14 protein-coding genes are annotated in these 14,394 nt (G+C 67.3%); 9 read left to right on the top strand and 5 right to left on the bottom strand.

Going from position 1 to position 14,394, the window contains the following annotated elements; genetic code table 11:
- Window positions 1–32: 32 nt before the first annotated feature.
- Both secE and nusG read left to right on the top strand, forming a co-directional pair.
- The gene (gene secE / locus D1610_RS10420) at window positions 33–245 is read left to right on the top strand and encodes a preprotein translocase subunit SecE (RefSeq protein WP_245942140.1); all 213 of its coding nucleotides are present in this window, start codon (window positions 33–35) and stop codon (window positions 243–245) included.
- Between the two features lie 15 nt (window positions 246–260).
- Window positions 261–794 (top strand): transcription termination/antitermination protein NusG, encoded by a 534-nt coding sequence (nusG, locus tag D1610_RS10415; RefSeq protein WP_118864127.1) that lies wholly within the window; start codon window positions 261–263, stop codon window positions 792–794.
- Window positions 795–1,030: 236 nt separating this feature from the next.
- Here nusG and D1610_RS10410 read toward each other — a convergent pair whose 3' ends face one another.
- The 3 genes from D1610_RS10410 to D1610_RS10400 all read right to left on the bottom strand — a co-directional run bounded on the left by D1610_RS10410 (window position 1,031) and on the right by D1610_RS10400 (window position 5,740).
- Window positions 1,031–1,582 carry a hypothetical protein gene (locus tag D1610_RS10410; protein ID WP_118864126.1) on the bottom strand — a complete coding sequence of 184 codons (552 nt, stop codon included), beginning with the start codon at window positions 1,580–1,582 and terminating at the stop codon, window positions 1,031–1,033.
- Between the two features lie 80 nt (window positions 1,583–1,662).
- Window positions 1,663–4,650 (bottom strand): PAS domain S-box protein, encoded by a 2,988-nt coding sequence (locus D1610_RS10405; RefSeq protein WP_118864125.1) that lies wholly within the window; start codon window positions 4,648–4,650, stop codon window positions 1,663–1,665.
- Window positions 4,651–4,780: 130 nt separating this feature from the next.
- A complete protein-coding gene (locus D1610_RS10400) occupies window positions 4,781–5,740 on the bottom strand; it encodes a hypothetical protein (RefSeq protein WP_118864124.1) in 960 nt (319 codons plus the stop codon).
- A 160-nt stretch (window positions 5,741–5,900) separates the two neighbouring features.
- Here D1610_RS10400 and rplK point away from each other — a divergent pair, with 160 nt between their 5' ends.
- The 7 genes from rplK to D1610_RS10365 all read left to right on the top strand — a co-directional run bounded on the left by rplK (window position 5,901) and on the right by D1610_RS10365 (window position 12,558).
- Window positions 5,901–6,332 carry a 50S ribosomal protein L11 gene (gene rplK / locus D1610_RS10395; protein WP_118864123.1) on the top strand — a complete coding sequence of 144 codons (432 nt, stop codon included), beginning with the start codon at window positions 5,901–5,903 and terminating at the stop codon, window positions 6,330–6,332.
- Window positions 6,333–6,336: 4 nt separating this feature from the next.
- The gene (rplA, locus tag D1610_RS10390; RefSeq protein ID WP_118864122.1) at window positions 6,337–7,029 is read left to right on the top strand and encodes a 50S ribosomal protein L1; all 693 of its coding nucleotides are present in this window, start codon (window positions 6,337–6,339) and stop codon (window positions 7,027–7,029) included.
- 217 nt (window positions 7,030–7,246) lie between these two features.
- A complete protein-coding gene (locus D1610_RS10385) occupies window positions 7,247–8,635 on the top strand; it encodes a L,D-transpeptidase family protein (protein WP_245942171.1) in 1,389 nt (462 codons plus the stop codon).
- 14 nt (window positions 8,636–8,649) lie between these two features.
- Window positions 8,650–8,946 (top strand): hypothetical protein, encoded by a 297-nt coding sequence (locus D1610_RS10380; protein ID WP_245942138.1) that lies wholly within the window; start codon window positions 8,650–8,652, stop codon window positions 8,944–8,946.
- A gap of 8 nt (window positions 8,947–8,954) precedes the next feature.
- The gene (locus tag D1610_RS10375; protein WP_118864120.1) at window positions 8,955–9,503 is read left to right on the top strand and encodes a biliverdin-producing heme oxygenase; all 549 of its coding nucleotides are present in this window, start codon (window positions 8,955–8,957) and stop codon (window positions 9,501–9,503) included.
- A 2-nt stretch (window positions 9,504–9,505) separates the two neighbouring features.
- The gene (locus tag D1610_RS10370; protein ID WP_118864119.1) at window positions 9,506–12,112 is read left to right on the top strand and encodes an HWE histidine kinase domain-containing protein; all 2,607 of its coding nucleotides are present in this window, start codon (window positions 9,506–9,508) and stop codon (window positions 12,110–12,112) included.
- A gap of 59 nt (window positions 12,113–12,171) precedes the next feature.
- The gene (locus tag D1610_RS10365) at window positions 12,172–12,558 is read left to right on the top strand and encodes a Dabb family protein (protein ID WP_245942136.1); all 387 of its coding nucleotides are present in this window, start codon (window positions 12,172–12,174) and stop codon (window positions 12,556–12,558) included.
- A 4-nt stretch (window positions 12,559–12,562) separates the two neighbouring features.
- Here D1610_RS10365 and D1610_RS10360 read toward each other — a convergent pair whose 3' ends face one another.
- On the bottom strand, window positions 12,563–13,882 hold the full coding sequence (locus D1610_RS10360) for a L,D-transpeptidase scaffold domain-containing protein (protein WP_118864118.1): 1,320 nt from the start codon (window positions 13,880–13,882) through the stop codon (window positions 12,563–12,565).
- A 17-nt stretch (window positions 13,883–13,899) separates the two neighbouring features.
- Window positions 13,900–14,148 carry a hypothetical protein gene (locus D1610_RS10355; protein WP_118864117.1) on the bottom strand — a complete coding sequence of 83 codons (249 nt, stop codon included), beginning with the start codon at window positions 14,146–14,148 and terminating at the stop codon, window positions 13,900–13,902.
- Between the last annotated feature and the right edge of the window lie 246 nt (window positions 14,149–14,394).

Here is a 14,394-nt window from a genome sequence, read left to right as displayed (position 1 = left end):
GATGGTCGAAACGAACAGCAAGGAACGCCCCGGTGGCCTCACCCACGAACTTCATCAGCGGCATCCCGACCTTCATCCGCCAGGTGCGGAACGAGGCGTCGAAGGTCACCTGGCCGACCTGGGCGGAGACGGTGCGCACCGGCATCATGGTGGTGATCCTCACCACCTTCCTCGGCCTGTTCTTCTTCGCGGTGGATTCGGTGTTCAGCCGCGTCGTCACCTTCCTCCTCAGCCTCGCCGCCTAAGAAAGACGAGAGCACATGTCGCGCTGGTACATCATCCACGCCTATTCGGGCTTCGAGAACAAGGTCCGCGATTCGATCATGGCCGAGGCGACCCGCATGGGGCTCGACCGGCTGGTCGAGAGCGTCGAGGTGCCGGTGGAGACGGTGACGGAGGTGCGCCGCGGCAAGAAGGTCCAGTCCGAGCGCAAGTTCTTCCCCGGCTACGTCCTCGCCAAGCTGGAGATGAACGACGACGTCTATCACCTGGTCAAGAACACCCCCAAGGTGACGGGCTTCCTCGGCGCGTCGAAGCCGCAGCCGATCAGCGAGGCCGAGGCCGCGCGCATCCTCAACACCAAGGAGGAGGCCGCCGCGAGCCCCAAGACCCAGGTCAAGGTCGATTACGAGATCGGCGACAGCGTCAAGGTCCTGGACGGCCCCTTCGCCAGCTTCAACGGCCTGGTCGAGGAGCTCGATTTCGACAAGTCCAAGGTCAAGGTCGCGGTGTCGATCTTCGGGCGGGCGACGCCGGTGGAGCTCGACTTCGAGCAGGTCGAGCGCTCCAAATAAGCCGAAGGCTTATGTTGGATAGCGATACGGCGAAGCCGATCGCGTAGCGCGAGACCGGCCGGCGGCGCTGCGAGCGCCGACCGACGACGCGGCTTTGCCGCGTCGCCCCCTCCACCGCTCTTCGCCCACGGCTCGCTTCGCGAGCCGGCTTCGCGGCTGCGATCTGCCCCCGGCAGATCGCCGGTCGCCGCTACGCCCCCCTCCCCCGCTAAAGCGAGGGAGGATTTAGCCCCCCATCAAGGCGCCGAAACCGCCCCCTCCATCTGCTCCGGGAACACCCGCATCGCCGCGCCGGCGAGCTTCTTCGCGAGCGCCGCCGGCGCGTCGCCTGGCGTCCCCTGAGGCTGCACGGTCAGCGCGCGGCCGCGCCACACCGGCTGCATGCCGTCGCGCCGCAGGATCTCGATGCCCAGCTCGGTGACGACCAGCGGACGCATCTGCCGCTTGCCAGAGGGCATGGCGACGCGGAGCGACGCGCCCCAATTGCCGACGTCGCCGTCCGCCGGCGCCTCGGCGGCGTCGACCGCGACCTCCCCTTCCGCCCGGCGCGACACCGTCATCCGCGCGACGTAGCGGCCGCGATTGTCGCCCGGCAGCGCGAGGAACTCCCGGTCGACCAGCGCGCGCTCCACCGCCTCGGCGAACAGCCGCCGCGTCTCGGGCGAAGCCGCCTCCTCGGGCAGCGGCTCGACCGTGATCGTGCCGGGCGCCACCGCGTCCTGCGCCGGCGCGGTCGCCGGGATCGAAGCGAACGCGGCGAACGCGGCTGCTATCGTCAAAAGCTTCATGGCGGCCTCGCCTGTTGCGGACGGGGATCCGTTTCGCACAACCGGCCGGACGTGACCAGCGCCCGGCATCGGTCATGAGATCATCTGTCGGCGCAATCGATCCCGAGCTGGCGAAGCGTGTCGCGGAGCTGCCCGCTCGAATAGGGTCGTCGCAGGACATGCGTGCAGCGGTCGCCCGCGAACTGGCGGGCAAGCGCGTCGACACGCGTCTCGGAGACGATCACCAGCGCAAGGTTGGCATGAAGCGCGCGCAATTCGCGGGCAAGCGAATCGGCAGGATAATCCGAAAGCGCGTCGTCGAGGACGACCGCGTCATAGCGTCCCTGCGCGGCGCGCACCTTGCCGAGCGCCTCCCTGCCGTTGCCGGCTTCCTCGACCCGAAAGCCGATCCCCCCCAGCGCTTCCGCGGTCAGCGTTCTGACCGTGGGTTCCGCTTCGACGATCAGCACGCATTCGGTGCGGCCATTGTCCAGCATGTCCCGGATCTTCTGCGCCAGCGCCTCATAGGTGAAGGGCTTGTTGATGATCTCGACGCCAGGGTCGAGCCGGCCGGCATGAACGATCGCGTTGCGGGTGTAGCCCGAAGTGTAGAGGACGCGAAGGTCCGCCTGTTGCGCGCGCGCCAGTTCGGCCAGCTCGCGCCCGGTCATGCCCGGCATCACCACATCGGTGAACAGGAGGTCGATCGGCCTCCCCTCGCGTTCGAGCAGACGAAGCGCCGAGTGGCCGTCATGCGCTTCGATCACGCGATAGCCGAGTTCGCGCAGGCACTCGACCGTATAGGCGCGGACGTCGTCGTCATCCTCGACGACCAGGATCGTCTCCTTGCGCGGGCTCGATTCGAAGCCGGACGTCGCCACGACAAGATCCTCGTCGGCTTCCGGCTCGCGCAGCAATCGGGGCAGATAGAGCTTGATCGTCGTGCCTTGGCCCACCTCCGAATAGATCTTCACATGGCCGCCGGACTGCTTGACGAAGCCATAGATCATCGAAAGGCCAAGCCCGGTTCCCTTGCCCACCTCCTTCGTGGTGAAAAAGGGCTCGAACGCGCGCTCCCGCACGTCGCGCGGCATGCCGGCGCCGGTGTCGGTCACCGCGATCATCACATATTGGCCGGGCGGCACTTCGGCCTGGCTCGCGGCATAGCCCTCGTCGAGCCGGGCATTGGCGGTCTCGATCATGAGCTCGCCGCCGTCGGGCATCGCGTCGCGCGCATTGACCGCGAGGTTCAAGATGGCGCTTTCGAGTTGATTGGGATCGACCTCAACGCGCCACAAGCCCGGCGCGTTCACGATCTCGAGGCGGATATCCTCGCCAAGGGCACGCTGCAGCAGGTCCGACATGCCGCTCGACAGCTTGTCGGCATCGATCGGCTTGGGGGAAAGCGGTTGACGCCGCGAGAAGGCCAGCAGACGCTGGGTCAGCGACGCCGCCCGCTCCGCGCCCTTCATCGCGTTGTCGAGCGAACGCCGGCTGCGGGCGTCATCGATGCCGGCGGCTTCCAGCGCACGCCTCGCCATGTCGATATTGCCGGTCACGACGGTCAGGAGGTTGTTGAAGTCGTGCGCGATTCCGCCGGTCAGCTGGCCGACCGCCTCCATCTTCTGCGCCTGGCGCAGCGCTTCCTCCGCTTCGCCGCGCTTCTCCACCTCTTCGGCGACACGCTCCTCCAGCCGTTCGTTGAGCGCGCGCAGCTCGGTTTCGGCCGCCTTGCGGCTTGTCAGGTCGATCACCGTTCCGATGAATCGAACCGCGCGGCCATCTTCGAACACCGCCATTCCCTTGGCGCCCACCCAACGCTCGACCCCGTCCTCCAGGCCGATCGTGCGATATTCCACGTCGTAGCGCCCCGGCCCCGCGGGCTCGAGCGCGGTTTCGACCGCTTGCTGCGCAAGGACGCGATCCTCCGGATGAAGACCGGCGAGGAAGCTTCCCTCGAAGCTGACTTCGGCGTCGGGGGACAAGCCGAACAGCGCCTTGCAGCGCGCATCCCACCGCAGCACGCCGCTCTCGGGATCGAAATCCCAGGTGCCGATATCGGCAGCCTCGTTGGCGAGCCGCAGCCGGTCTTCGCTTGCGGCAAGCTCGCTTTCGGCGGCGCGGCGCTGGGCAAGCTCCTGCTCGGCGGCCTGGAACAGACGAGCATTGTCGACCGCGACCGCGGCTTCGCCGGCAAGACCCTGCAGCCCCCTTTCGGATTGGTCGGTGAACACGCCGGGCTCGGCATGGCCGAAGAACAACCCGCCGATCACCTCGCCGGAGCGTGAGATCACCGGCACGGCGAGGTAGCTTCGCACCGGAAGGTGCCCTTCGGGCATACCCTGATGCGGCGCGTTGTGGCCGTAGCGCGGGTCCCGGGTTATGTCGTCCGAGCGGACGATGCCGACGCCCTCGAAGGTCGGCGCGAACACTTGCGTGTTGCGCGGCATCGGAAATCTGGAAAAGGCCTCCAGCGGCACCCCGGAGAGCGTATAGAGCATGTAGCTCCCGCCCGCCTCGTCCAGCACATTGTAGAAGAACGCGCCGAACTGCGCGCCGGTCAACTCCACGCCGGCGTCGGTGACGACCTGGACCAGCTTCTGCAGATCGGGCTCGGCGGCGAGTGCGGACCCGGCGCGATTGAGGATCTCGAGCGCGCGGCGCTCCTCGCGCATCCGTTCTTCCGACTCGCGCTGGTTTGAACGGTCGCGGAGCACCTTGGTGAACCCGGCCACTTCGCCGGCGGCGTCGCGAATCGGGGTGACCTCTCCCGTCGCCCAGACGCGGCTGCCGTCCTTGCGCATCCGCCAGCCTTCTTCGCCGCCGCCGCGTCCGGCAAGGCGCGCGTCGCGCATTTCGGTTTGGATCGTCTCGGGGCCGGCGCCGCCCGGAATCAGTCGCGCCAGGGACTGGCCGAGCATCTCGGCCTCGCTCCAGCCAAGAATGCGTCGCGCGCCCTCGTTCCAGCTGGTGATCCGGCCGTCGGGATCGGTGGTGATGATCGCGGTGTCGACCGCGCTGTCGACGATCTGCCGCCACTCCGCGGCCGTGATCGCCGGCTTGCCCGGCTCCCCCTTGTCATCCGCCATATCGTCCCTCTTCTCAGATCGGCATAGAACGCCGTGGGGGCGACTGGCGTTTCGTCGTGGATCCCATTGGCTGCTGCCTCATGCGCATAGCCGACATAAGGACGATGCGTGCATAACAAAATCAAACGCATCAAGATTTCCCCCGCCGCTTCATGTCCTCGATCCGCCACCCGCCGAACAGCGCGCGCGTTTCGTCATGGGGGGTCCTGGTCGGGTCGGCCCTGCTCCAGCCCTGCACCTGGTCCAGCGCCGGCAGCTGCGGGGGCGGCGGGCCGAAGGGCGAAGGGCGGCCGGCGGCGCGTCGGGCGGCCTCGGCGACGCGGAACGCCTCGCGATCGCGCTCCATCCGCGCCTCGTACATCGCCGACAGGCGGATCGAGCGCGCGCCCTGCGATTCGCCGCGCCGCCTCTTGATGTGCGCCGGCTCGGCCTCAAGCTGCGCCTCCTTCTGGTGGAGGTACAAGAGCTGCAGCGCCTGGTTCACGCTCATCCGCGGGATCGGCGGGGGATCGTTGTTGCGCCAGGCGTCGTCGGCATGGGCGGCCGGGGCGGCGCTTTCGAGCAGCGCCATCTCCAGCCGCTCATACCCTGTCTCGAGCGCGAGGCGCATCTCGCGGGCGAAGGCGGGATTGGTGTGGCGCCGCCGGTAGAATGCGCGCGGCGATGCGCCCGCCGCCGCGGCGGACAGCCTGACGTTCGCCGTCGCCGACAGCGCGGCCAGGAACGCCTGCTCGCACTGCTTGGTCAGCTTGCCCGGCTGGGCCCTGCGGAGCTGCAGCTTGCCGTCGCGCCGCCGGACCGTCACCGGCTCGCCGCCCAGCGTCCGGTGCGCGCCAGCGGGGCTTTCGGCCGGCGCGGCGCGTCCGTGCGGTCCGCTCGGCCCGCCGCGCTCGTGCAGCCGGCCCTGCGCCACCGCGATCGCCGCGTCCCAGTCTTGCGCGAAGGCGGGGTGCGCCTTGCGCCGGCCGAGCATCGTGACGTGCGATCGGCCGATCGCGCGCGCCGCTTCACGGATGTTGCCCGTGCGGGTCAGCGTCTTCAGGAACGCGCGGTTCTCCAGCGTCTGCGTATAGGTCGGCGGCTTGGGCATGTTCCCGGTGTGTTCGCCGATTTCCTACTTTGCAAGGCGCATTTGCATGCGCGCGGACTTTGCGCTAATGGCGCGCGCTTCCAGAACCACTGGAATCCGTGCGGGAGAGCGCTTGCGCTCGTCCGGACCGCTAAACTTGGAACAGAGTGAGTTAAGCCTCATGGCGAAGAAGATTACCGGCTATATCAAGCTGCAGGTGCCCGCGGGCGCCGCCAACCCGTCCCCGCCGATCGGCCCCGCGCTCGGTCAGCGCGGCGTCAACATCATGGAATTCTGCAAGGCGTTCAACGCCTCGACCGGCGACATGGAAAAGGGCGCGCCGATCCCGACCGTGATCACCGTCTATGCCGACCGGTCCTTCTCGTTCGAGACCAAGACCCCGCCGGCGACCTTCCTGATCAAGAAGGCGGCCAACCTCAAGTCGGGCTCGAAGGAGCCGGGCAAGGTGTCCGCCGGCCGGATCAAGCGCTCGGCGCTCGCCGCGATCGCGGAGACCAAGATGAAGGATCTGAACGCCAACGATATCGACGCGGCGACCCGCATCATCGAAGGCTCCGCCCGCGCGATGGGCCTCGAAGTGGTGGAGGGCTGAGATCATGGCGTTCAAGAGCAAGAAGCAGAAAGCGCTCACCATCGACCGTGAGAAGCTCCACGGCGTCGATGAGGCGATCAAGCTCGCCAAGACCAACGCGACCGCGAAGTTCGACGAGACGATCGAAGTCGCCCTCAACCTGGGCGTCGACCCCCGCCACGCCGACCAGATGGTCCGCGGCGTGGTCACCCTCCCCGCCGGCACCGGCAAAACCGTCCGCGTCGGTGTGTTCGCCAAGGGCGCCAAGGCCGAAGAGGCGCGCGAGGCCGGCGCCGACGTGGTGGGCGCGGAAGACCTGCTCGAGACCGTTCAGGGCGGCACGATCGAGTTCGACCGCTGCATCGCCACCCCGGATATGATGGGTCTGGTCGGCCGCCTCGGCAAGGTGCTGGGTCCCAAGGGGCTGATGCCAAACCCCAAGCTTGGCACCGTCACGATGAACGTCGCCGAAGCGGTCAAGGCGGCGAAGGGCGGCCAGGTGGAATACCGCGTCGAGAAGGCCGGCATCATCCATTCGGGCATCGGCAAGGCGTCGTTCGCGGAAGCCGATCTGCGCGCGAATTTCGACGCGCTGGTCGACGCGGTGGTCAAGGCCAAGCCGGCGGGCGCCAAGGGCAAATATGTCCGCAAGATCGCGGTCTCCAGCACGATGGGCCCAGGGATCAAGGTGGATGTGGCGGAGGTTGCCGGCGCCTGAGCCGGAACAATCGCCTGGGATCGGGGCCGGGGGCGAAAGCCCGCCGGCCCTTTTCTTTGCTCGCGATCGTTCAATTCGCGTTCAATCGGCGTTAGATAGCCGTCGATTCCGCTCAACTTGGTCAGGACCGGCATTGGCGCGTTTCTCATCTGCTCTTCGCTTCGCGCTCGTCGCGCCGCTCGGTATTACGGGTATCGCCCAGGCGCAGCAGGCTGGAATGCCCGAGCCGCTGCTGCCGCCGCCCGTCCAGCAGACGGCGCCCATGCCACCGGTCGCCCGCGCGCAGCCGCTACCGGCGCTCTCGCCAGCGCAAGCGGCTGACCTCCAGCAGAGGCTGACGGAAGGCGGCTATACGCAGGGGCTGCGCTACCTTCCGGTTCCCGAACATGCGCCGCTGGACAACGACACGCTGGTACGCGCCGCGCTCGATTACGCCCGCGCGGTTCATTCGGGACGGCTCGCGGCGGAGGATTTCAAGAAGGACTGGGGCCTACGGCCGGCGGCCTATGATCCCCTGCCCGCCTTCGCCGACGCGGTGAGGCGCGACCAGATCGCATCCTGGTTCGTCAATCTGCCGCCGCCCTATGCCGGTTATGACAGCCTGCAGGCCGGGCTGATGCGATACCGCGCGATCGCCGAAGCGGGCGGATGGAAGCCGCTGACGCCGGGTGCTGACATGGAGCTGGGCGCCAAGGGCAAGGCCGTCGCCGAGCTGCGTGAGCGGCTGTCGGTCGAGGATCCCGATGTCATCGCCACCGGTGACAGCTTCGATGCCGAGTTGAAGGAAGCGGTGGTGCGCGCGCAGCGGCGCTACGGCCTCAACCCCGCCGGCTTGGTCGGACCGCAGACGCGCGCCGCGCTCAACGTGCCGGTCGAACGGCGCGTCCGCCAGATCATGGCCAATCTGGAGCGCTGGCGCTGGCTGCCCGCGGAACTCGACACCAACCGCATCCAGGTGAACATCGCCGCCGCGGTGCTGACGGTGTTCGAGGGCGATCGGCCGGTCATGTCGATGAAGGGCGTCACCGGCCGCCCCGGCGACGAGACGCCGATGCTGCAATCGGCAGTGCATTCCATCGTGATCAACCCACCGTGGAACGTGCCCGCCGGCATCGCCAAGCGCGAGCTGTTCCCCAAGGGCGCGGCGTACTTGAAGGCCAACGGCTTCCGCGTGATCGGCGAGGGCGACGGCGCGAGGCTGCAGCAGGCGGCGGGGCCGCAAAGCGCGCTGGGCCGCTTCAAGTTCGATTTCGACAATCCCTATGCAGTTTATCTGCACGACACGCCGAGCCAATCGACCTTTAGCCGTTACGACCGGCTGGCGAGCCATGGCTGCGTGCGCGTCGAGCGGCCCGCCGACCTGGCTCAGCTGCTGCTGCGCGACGATCCCGCCTGGGGCGCAGACGCGATCCAGGCGGCGGTCGACACCGGCAAGACGCAGCGCGTGAAATTGCCCGAGCCGGCGACGGTGTACTTGCTCTATTGGACGGCATACGCCAGTGCCGACGGCACGATGAACTTCCGCGCCGACCCCTATGACTGGGACAGCCAGCTCGCCGAGAAGATCGAGCGGCGGTCCGCCATAGAAGAGGTCGCCGCCAGATGAGGATGACGAAGCCGATGCGCCTCCCCGCCCGTCACATGATCGCAGCGCTTGCCGGACTGACACTGCTCGCGGGCTGTGGATCGGAGCCAGAAGCGCCGCCCGAGCCCGCGCCGGTGGAAACGGTCGAGCCCGCCCCCGCGCCCCCGGCCCCGCCCGCGCTGCCGCCAGCGAATGTCGCGGAGGCCGCGCCAGTCGAGGAGATCGCGCCCGACGAGCAGGTGCTGGCCGACGCCGAGGCCACGGGCATGACCGCGCGCGTGGAACGCGATGCGACCCCCGCCGAGGATGCCGACCAGACGGTCACGGAATAGAAGACCGGATGATCGGCACAGGCGCCGCCCGCCTGACCCTGCGATCAGCCACGGCAGAGCACCACGATCGGGTCGACAAGGTCTTTTCGGCAGCGGCGCTCGACCGACGCGAGGGATATGGCCAGTTCCTAACGGCTCAGGCGGGCGCGCTGTTCGCCACCGAGCGCGCACTCGACAACGGCCGGGCAGAGACGGTCGTACCAGATTGGCCGAGCCGACGCCGCGCCGAGCTTCTCCGCGGCGATCTGATCGCGTTTGGCCTATCCCCCCCGCCGCCGCTCGATCGGCTGGAATTGAACGGCGACGCTGCGCTGCTCGGCGCAATCTATGTGCTTGAAGGGTCCCGATTGGGCGGTGCGCTGCTGAAGCGCTCGGTGCCCGCCCACTTTCCCACCGCATTTTTATCGGGCGGAAACTCATTAAGCTGGCGTCGGTTGCTCTCGATCATTGACGAGCGGTTGAAGGCCGCGGATGACATGAATTCCGCGATAACTGCGGCAAGCGAGGTGTTTGCGCTGTTCGAGCGTAGCGGACGGATGTTTTTGAGAGCGAATTGAGCTTGGCGGACAAGAACGAACGGATCGACCTGACCAATTGCGATCGCGAGCCCATTCACATCCTGGGCGCGATCCAGCCGATCGGTTTCCTGTTGGCGCTGACCACGGATTGGAACGTCGCGCGCGCCTCGGCCAACACCGCCGAGTTCATCGGCCTGGCGCCGGACGAACTGATCGGACGGCCGCTGGCCGAGATATGCCGCGCCGCAAGCGTGCATGATCTACGCAACCGATCGGCGATGCTGCAGGGCCCCGATTCCGTCGAGCGGCTGTTCCAGTGCTCCCTGATCGACGGCCGCAAGCCGTTCGACATCGCCCTGCACGTATCCGGCGGGCAGATCGTGATCGAGGCCGAACCGGCATCCGACGAACATGGCGACGCCACCGGCATGGTCCGATCGATGGTGACGCGGCTGGACCGCTGCGCAGACCTGCCTGCCTTCTTCCGCGAAGGCGCGCGACAGGTGCGTGCGCTGACCGGATTCGACCGGGTGATGGTCTATCGCTTCGCCGCGGACGGATCGGGCGAGGTCGCGGCCGAGGCCTGCAAGCCCGGCATCGGCAAGTTCCTTGGGCTTCACTATCCGGCAAGCGACATTCCGGCGCAGGCGCGCGAGCTGTACAAGCGCAATCTGTTGCGGCTTATCGCTGATGTGCACGCAACCCCGGTGCCGATCGTTCCGCAACGTGACGAGAAGGGCCGGCCGATCGATCTCTCCTTGTCCGTGCTGCGATCGGTGTCCCCGATCCATATCGAATATCTGAAAAACATGGGGGTCGATGCATCGATGTCGATCTCCATCATCGTCGAAGGCAAATTGTGGGGGCTGTTCGCCTGCCATCATTATTCGCCGCGCGTACCGACCTTCGAACGGCGATCCGTGAGCGAGCTGTTCGCGCAAATGTTCGCGATGCGGCTGGAAAGCCGCGAGCGCCAGGAAACGGTCGAGTTCGAACGGCGCGCGCGCGACATCTCCGACCAACTGCTGGGCGCCGTGGCATCCGACGAAACGCTGCTGAAGGATCCCGACTGGCTGGGCGACATCCTGACCAGCGCGATCCCCGCGGACGGGGTCGGCGTATGGATAAACGGCAACTACGCCTTTTCCGGCACGACGCCGCAGATGGAGGATTTCCGCAAGGTCGTTCGCGCGCTGAACAGCACCGCGTCCGGCAAGGTCTATGCGACCGACCATATCGCGTCGATCATGCCCGATGCGCAAAACTTCGCATCGACCGCCGCAGGCATGCTGGCGATCCCCATCTCGCGCTCTCCGCGCGACTATGTCGTGCTGTTCCGCGGCGAGCTGGTGCGGTCGGTGCGCTGGGCGGGCGATCCGCACAAGCCGGTGGAATACGGCCCCAACGGTCCCCGTCTGACTCCGCGGGAGAGTTTTGCCGAATGGAAGGAGCTGGTCCAGGGCCGATCGAAGCCGTTCAGCGCCTCGGAAATCAGGGTGGCCGAAACGCTGCGCGCGACGCTGATCGAAGTCGTGCTGCGACTGGCCGACGAAGCATCGGCCGAGCGGCAACAGGCGAGCGCGCGGCAGGAGCTGCTGATCGCCGAGCTGAACCACCGTGTGCGCAACATCCTGGGCGTGATCCGCGGGCTGATCCGCCAATCGCAGCCTAGCGACGAGGCCGTCAAAGGTTTCGTCAAGCTGATCGACGGCCGCATTCATGCGCTGGCGCGCGCGCACAACCAGATCACCGACGATCATTGGGGCCCGGCCCCGCTGCAGGCGTTGATCGATGCCGAGGCGCGCGCCTTCGTCGATCAGCATGAGCGCATCGCTTCCGAAGGCGATCCGGTCATGCTCAATCCCCAGGCCTATTCGACGATGGCGCTGGTGCTCCACGAACTCGTCACCAACTCGACCAAATACGGCAGCCTGTCGGATGGCGGCCGGGTGACCATCTCATGGCGTCGCAATCCGGCAGGCGATCTGGTGTTCAATTGGCGCGAGACCGGTGGCCCCGAGGTGACCGCGCCGACGCGAAAGGGATTCGGCACGACGATCATCGATCGTTCGGTGCCCTATGACCTGGGCGGCACCGCCAGCGTCGACTATGCGCCGACCGGGGTCGAGGCGAGCTTCTGCATCCCGGCGCGGCATGTGTCCGAGCCGCGCAACATTGCCGGACCGGCGATCAAGTTTCCGCGGCCCTCGGCCGGCCATCCGACGTCGCCGCCCGGCCGGATGCTCGTTGGCCACGACGTCTTGCTGATCGAGGACAGCCTGATCATCGCACTCGACGCTGAGGATATCCTCAACCGGCTGGGCGCCGAAACGGTATCGACCGCGGCGACGGTGGAGGCAGCCCTGGATACGATCGAGGCGCACCGGCCGAACATTGCGATGCTCGACATCAACCTGGGCGACCGCAACAGCTTCCCCGTGGCCGACAGGCTGACGGAGCTAGGCGTACCGTTCCTGTTCGCGACCGGCTATGGCGAGCAGGCCCAGCTTCCGATGGAGTATCGCGGGCATACTGTCGTCCAGAAGCCCTATACGCTTGAAAATGTCGCACGGGCGATAGACGAACTGATCGGCTCGGCGCCTCCTGCGCCGACCGCCGAGGACGCCGGCCAAGCGGTCTCCGAGTAGCGCGGGGGCCGCGGTTGACGAATGGGGAAGATGCAATGGAAGCCAATCGCAGGAATGTCATGTCGATGATCGCCTTGGGCGGCGCGGGCGTAGTGGCCGTGCCGGCCTCCGCAACCTCAGACGCCGGCCCCGTCTCCGCGAAGCTGGTCCATCACGTCTTCTTCTGGTTGAGGAATGCAGGCTCCGCGGAAGACCGCGAGCAGCTGATCGCGGGCATAAGGAAGCTTGCCGTCATCGACGTCGTTCGCGGCCTCCACATCGGCGTCCCGGCGCCGACCGAAGATCGCGAGGTGGTCGATTCGAGCTACGACGTCTCCGAGTTGCTGTTCTTCGACAGCGTCGCCGATCAGAAGACCTATCAGGACCACCCCGTGCACAAGGCGTTCGTCGCGAACTGCAGCCATTTGTGGCGCAAGGTGGTGGTCTACGACACGCTGAGCGTTTGATCGTTCAGCCGTCGCCCCCGTCCCTGCCGTACACGTCCGGGCGGAAGGCGAGGCCGCTCTCTGTGGCGGCGGCGGTGATGTAGGTCAGGTAGACCGGCACCTGCACGGGCAGCGGCACCGCCTGCTCGGGCGTCTTCGAGCTGGTGCGGATCGACTTCTGCAGCAGCCAGCGGCCGAGCTCGGCCGCTTTTTCCAGGCGAATGCAGCCATTGCTGAAATGGCGGTCGTTCTTCTTCAACAGATCGCGCGCCGGCGTGTCGTGCAGGTAGATCCCTTGTTCGTTGGGGAAGAGGAACTTGACGCGGCCCATCGAGTTGGCCGGCCCCGGCAGCTCGCGCAGGCGCACCTCTTGATTGCCGGACGCGACCGCTGCCCAATCGATCGAGGAGGCGGGCAGCTTCTGCGCGTCCGCGCTCCAGTCGGTCAGCGCCTCGATCCGCATCGATGCGAGCGTCCGGCCGGACAGGACCTTCGGCGCGATGTTGTTCTGGGCGAGATAGGTTGGCACGTTCCAATAGGGATTGAGGATCGCCCATTGCAGCATGCCGGCGAGCATCGGCGTCTGCGTCTCCTTCGCGCCCACGACGACACGCATCGTGCCGACCTGCTCCCCGGCTTCGAAGTACCAGAGCTGGCCGGAGGAGGAATCGACGACGATGTGGCGCGTCCAGGGGCTGGGCAGCAGCCGGGCGCGATCGAGGTTCAGGCGAAGCCGCTCCGCCGCCGCTTCCGACAAGCCCTGTTTCTGCGCGGTGGCGGCAAGGCGGCGCAGCCGGACATAGTGCTGGCTCATCCAGCCCATATCCTTGACATAGCCCTCGAACGACTTGGGGAAGGCCGCGGCGCGCAGCACCGTTTCGACCTTGGGCTTCTTCGGTTTCAGCTTGCTATCGGCATAGTCCATGTCGACGTCGCGCGGACGGCGCTGATCGCGGACGTAACGGGCGAAAGCCTCGGACAGCTCGACCTCGGCGCGGGCGACCGCCAGCGGATCGCCGCCACGCGCTGCCGCGATCGCCTCGCGCAGGTCGTCGATATCGTAGGAAGAGGGCTTGAGCCCGTCGAGCCGCGCGGTTTCGAGATAGCCGATCAGCGTATCGGCCTGCGGCCCTATCCTTCCGCCTTTCACCCAGAGCGGACGGAACTGACGCTCCTCGTAGAAGCGCTTGACCGCGCCGCCGGCTTCCTCGCGGATCGCGCTGGCGAGCGCATCGGCCGCGGGCGCGGCCTGCGCCTGCGTCGCGTGCGCAGGAGAACCCGCCGCTGGAATCGAGGCGGCGGCCGTGGCGAACAGGACGAGGTGGGGAATGCGGCTGGGCCGCATTCCCCGGTTCGAAGCGATCAGCCCCGTTCCCCCAGCTGCGTCGGCGGCGGGGGCGGCGGGGGCGGCGGCGGGGTGTAGTTGGCATGATAGATGCCGTCGGCGGTGTAATAGCCGTCGATAATCCCGTCTCCGTCGCGATCAGCGGCGGTGCTGCCGGGCACCGCGCCCGGCGGCGGCGGCAGGGCCGCCATCTCTTCTTCTCGTTGAGCGCAAGCGGCGAGCGCCAGAGCGCCGAAGCCCGCCAGCATGATGGATTGGATACGCATATAAACCTCCCTCAAGGCGCGCCTGGAACCCCTGCGCGCCGATACGCCAACCCCCGCGCCCGCCAGAGACTGCCGCGCCGCGCCGGTCCATCCGTCTAGCGACCAGATGTGCGCGGCGCGCGCCGGTTGGCGCTCCGCACAGTCAAAAATCCGCGAGGCGCGACGGGGTTCCCGGGAGCGAGGCCAAATTGCGCGATCGCGCTTGACTGGCGTGCGCTTTGCGCTAAAGGCGCGCGCTTACCCATG

The organism is Sphingomonas gilva (assembly GCF_003515075.1).
GTDB classification, from domain to species: Bacteria; Pseudomonadota; Alphaproteobacteria; order Sphingomonadales; family Sphingomonadaceae; genus Sphingomonas; species Sphingomonas gilva.
Note: the sequence above shows the minus strand (reverse complement) of the source record. Positions and strands in the feature narration are given on the sequence as shown.

Excerpts from the sequence above, each read along its gene's own strand:
- nusG (WP_118864127.1), top strand. The coding sequence starts at position 261 with ATGTCGCGCTGGTACATCATCCACGCCTATTCGGGCTTCGAGAACAAG.
- D1610_RS10410 (WP_118864126.1), bottom strand. The coding sequence starts at position 1,582 with ATGAAGCTTTTGACGATAGCAGCCGCGTTCGCCGCGTTCGCTTCGATC.
- D1610_RS10405 (WP_118864125.1), bottom strand. The coding sequence starts at position 4,650 with ATGGCGGATGACAAGGGGGAGCCGGGCAAGCCGGCGATCACGGCCGCG.
- D1610_RS10400 (WP_118864124.1), bottom strand. The coding sequence starts at position 5,740 with ATGCCCAAGCCGCCGACCTATACGCAGACGCTGGAGAACCGCGCGTTC.
- rplK (WP_118864123.1), top strand. The coding sequence starts at position 5,901 with ATGGCGAAGAAGATTACCGGCTATATCAAGCTGCAGGTGCCCGCGGGC.
- rplA (WP_118864122.1), top strand. The coding sequence starts at position 6,337 with ATGGCGTTCAAGAGCAAGAAGCAGAAAGCGCTCACCATCGACCGTGAG.
- D1610_RS10385 (WP_245942171.1), top strand. The coding sequence starts at position 7,247 with ATGCCCGAGCCGCTGCTGCCGCCGCCCGTCCAGCAGACGGCGCCCATG.
- D1610_RS10380 (WP_245942138.1), top strand. The coding sequence starts at position 8,650 with ATGCGCCTCCCCGCCCGTCACATGATCGCAGCGCTTGCCGGACTGACA.
- D1610_RS10375 (WP_118864120.1), top strand. The coding sequence starts at position 8,955 with ATGATCGGCACAGGCGCCGCCCGCCTGACCCTGCGATCAGCCACGGCA.
- D1610_RS10365 (WP_245942136.1), top strand. The coding sequence starts at position 12,172 with ATGTCGATGATCGCCTTGGGCGGCGCGGGCGTAGTGGCCGTGCCGGCC.
- D1610_RS10360 (WP_118864118.1), bottom strand. The coding sequence starts at position 13,882 with ATGCGGCCCAGCCGCATTCCCCACCTCGTCCTGTTCGCCACGGCCGCC.
- D1610_RS10355 (WP_118864117.1), bottom strand. The coding sequence starts at position 14,148 with ATGCGTATCCAATCCATCATGCTGGCGGGCTTCGGCGCTCTGGCGCTC.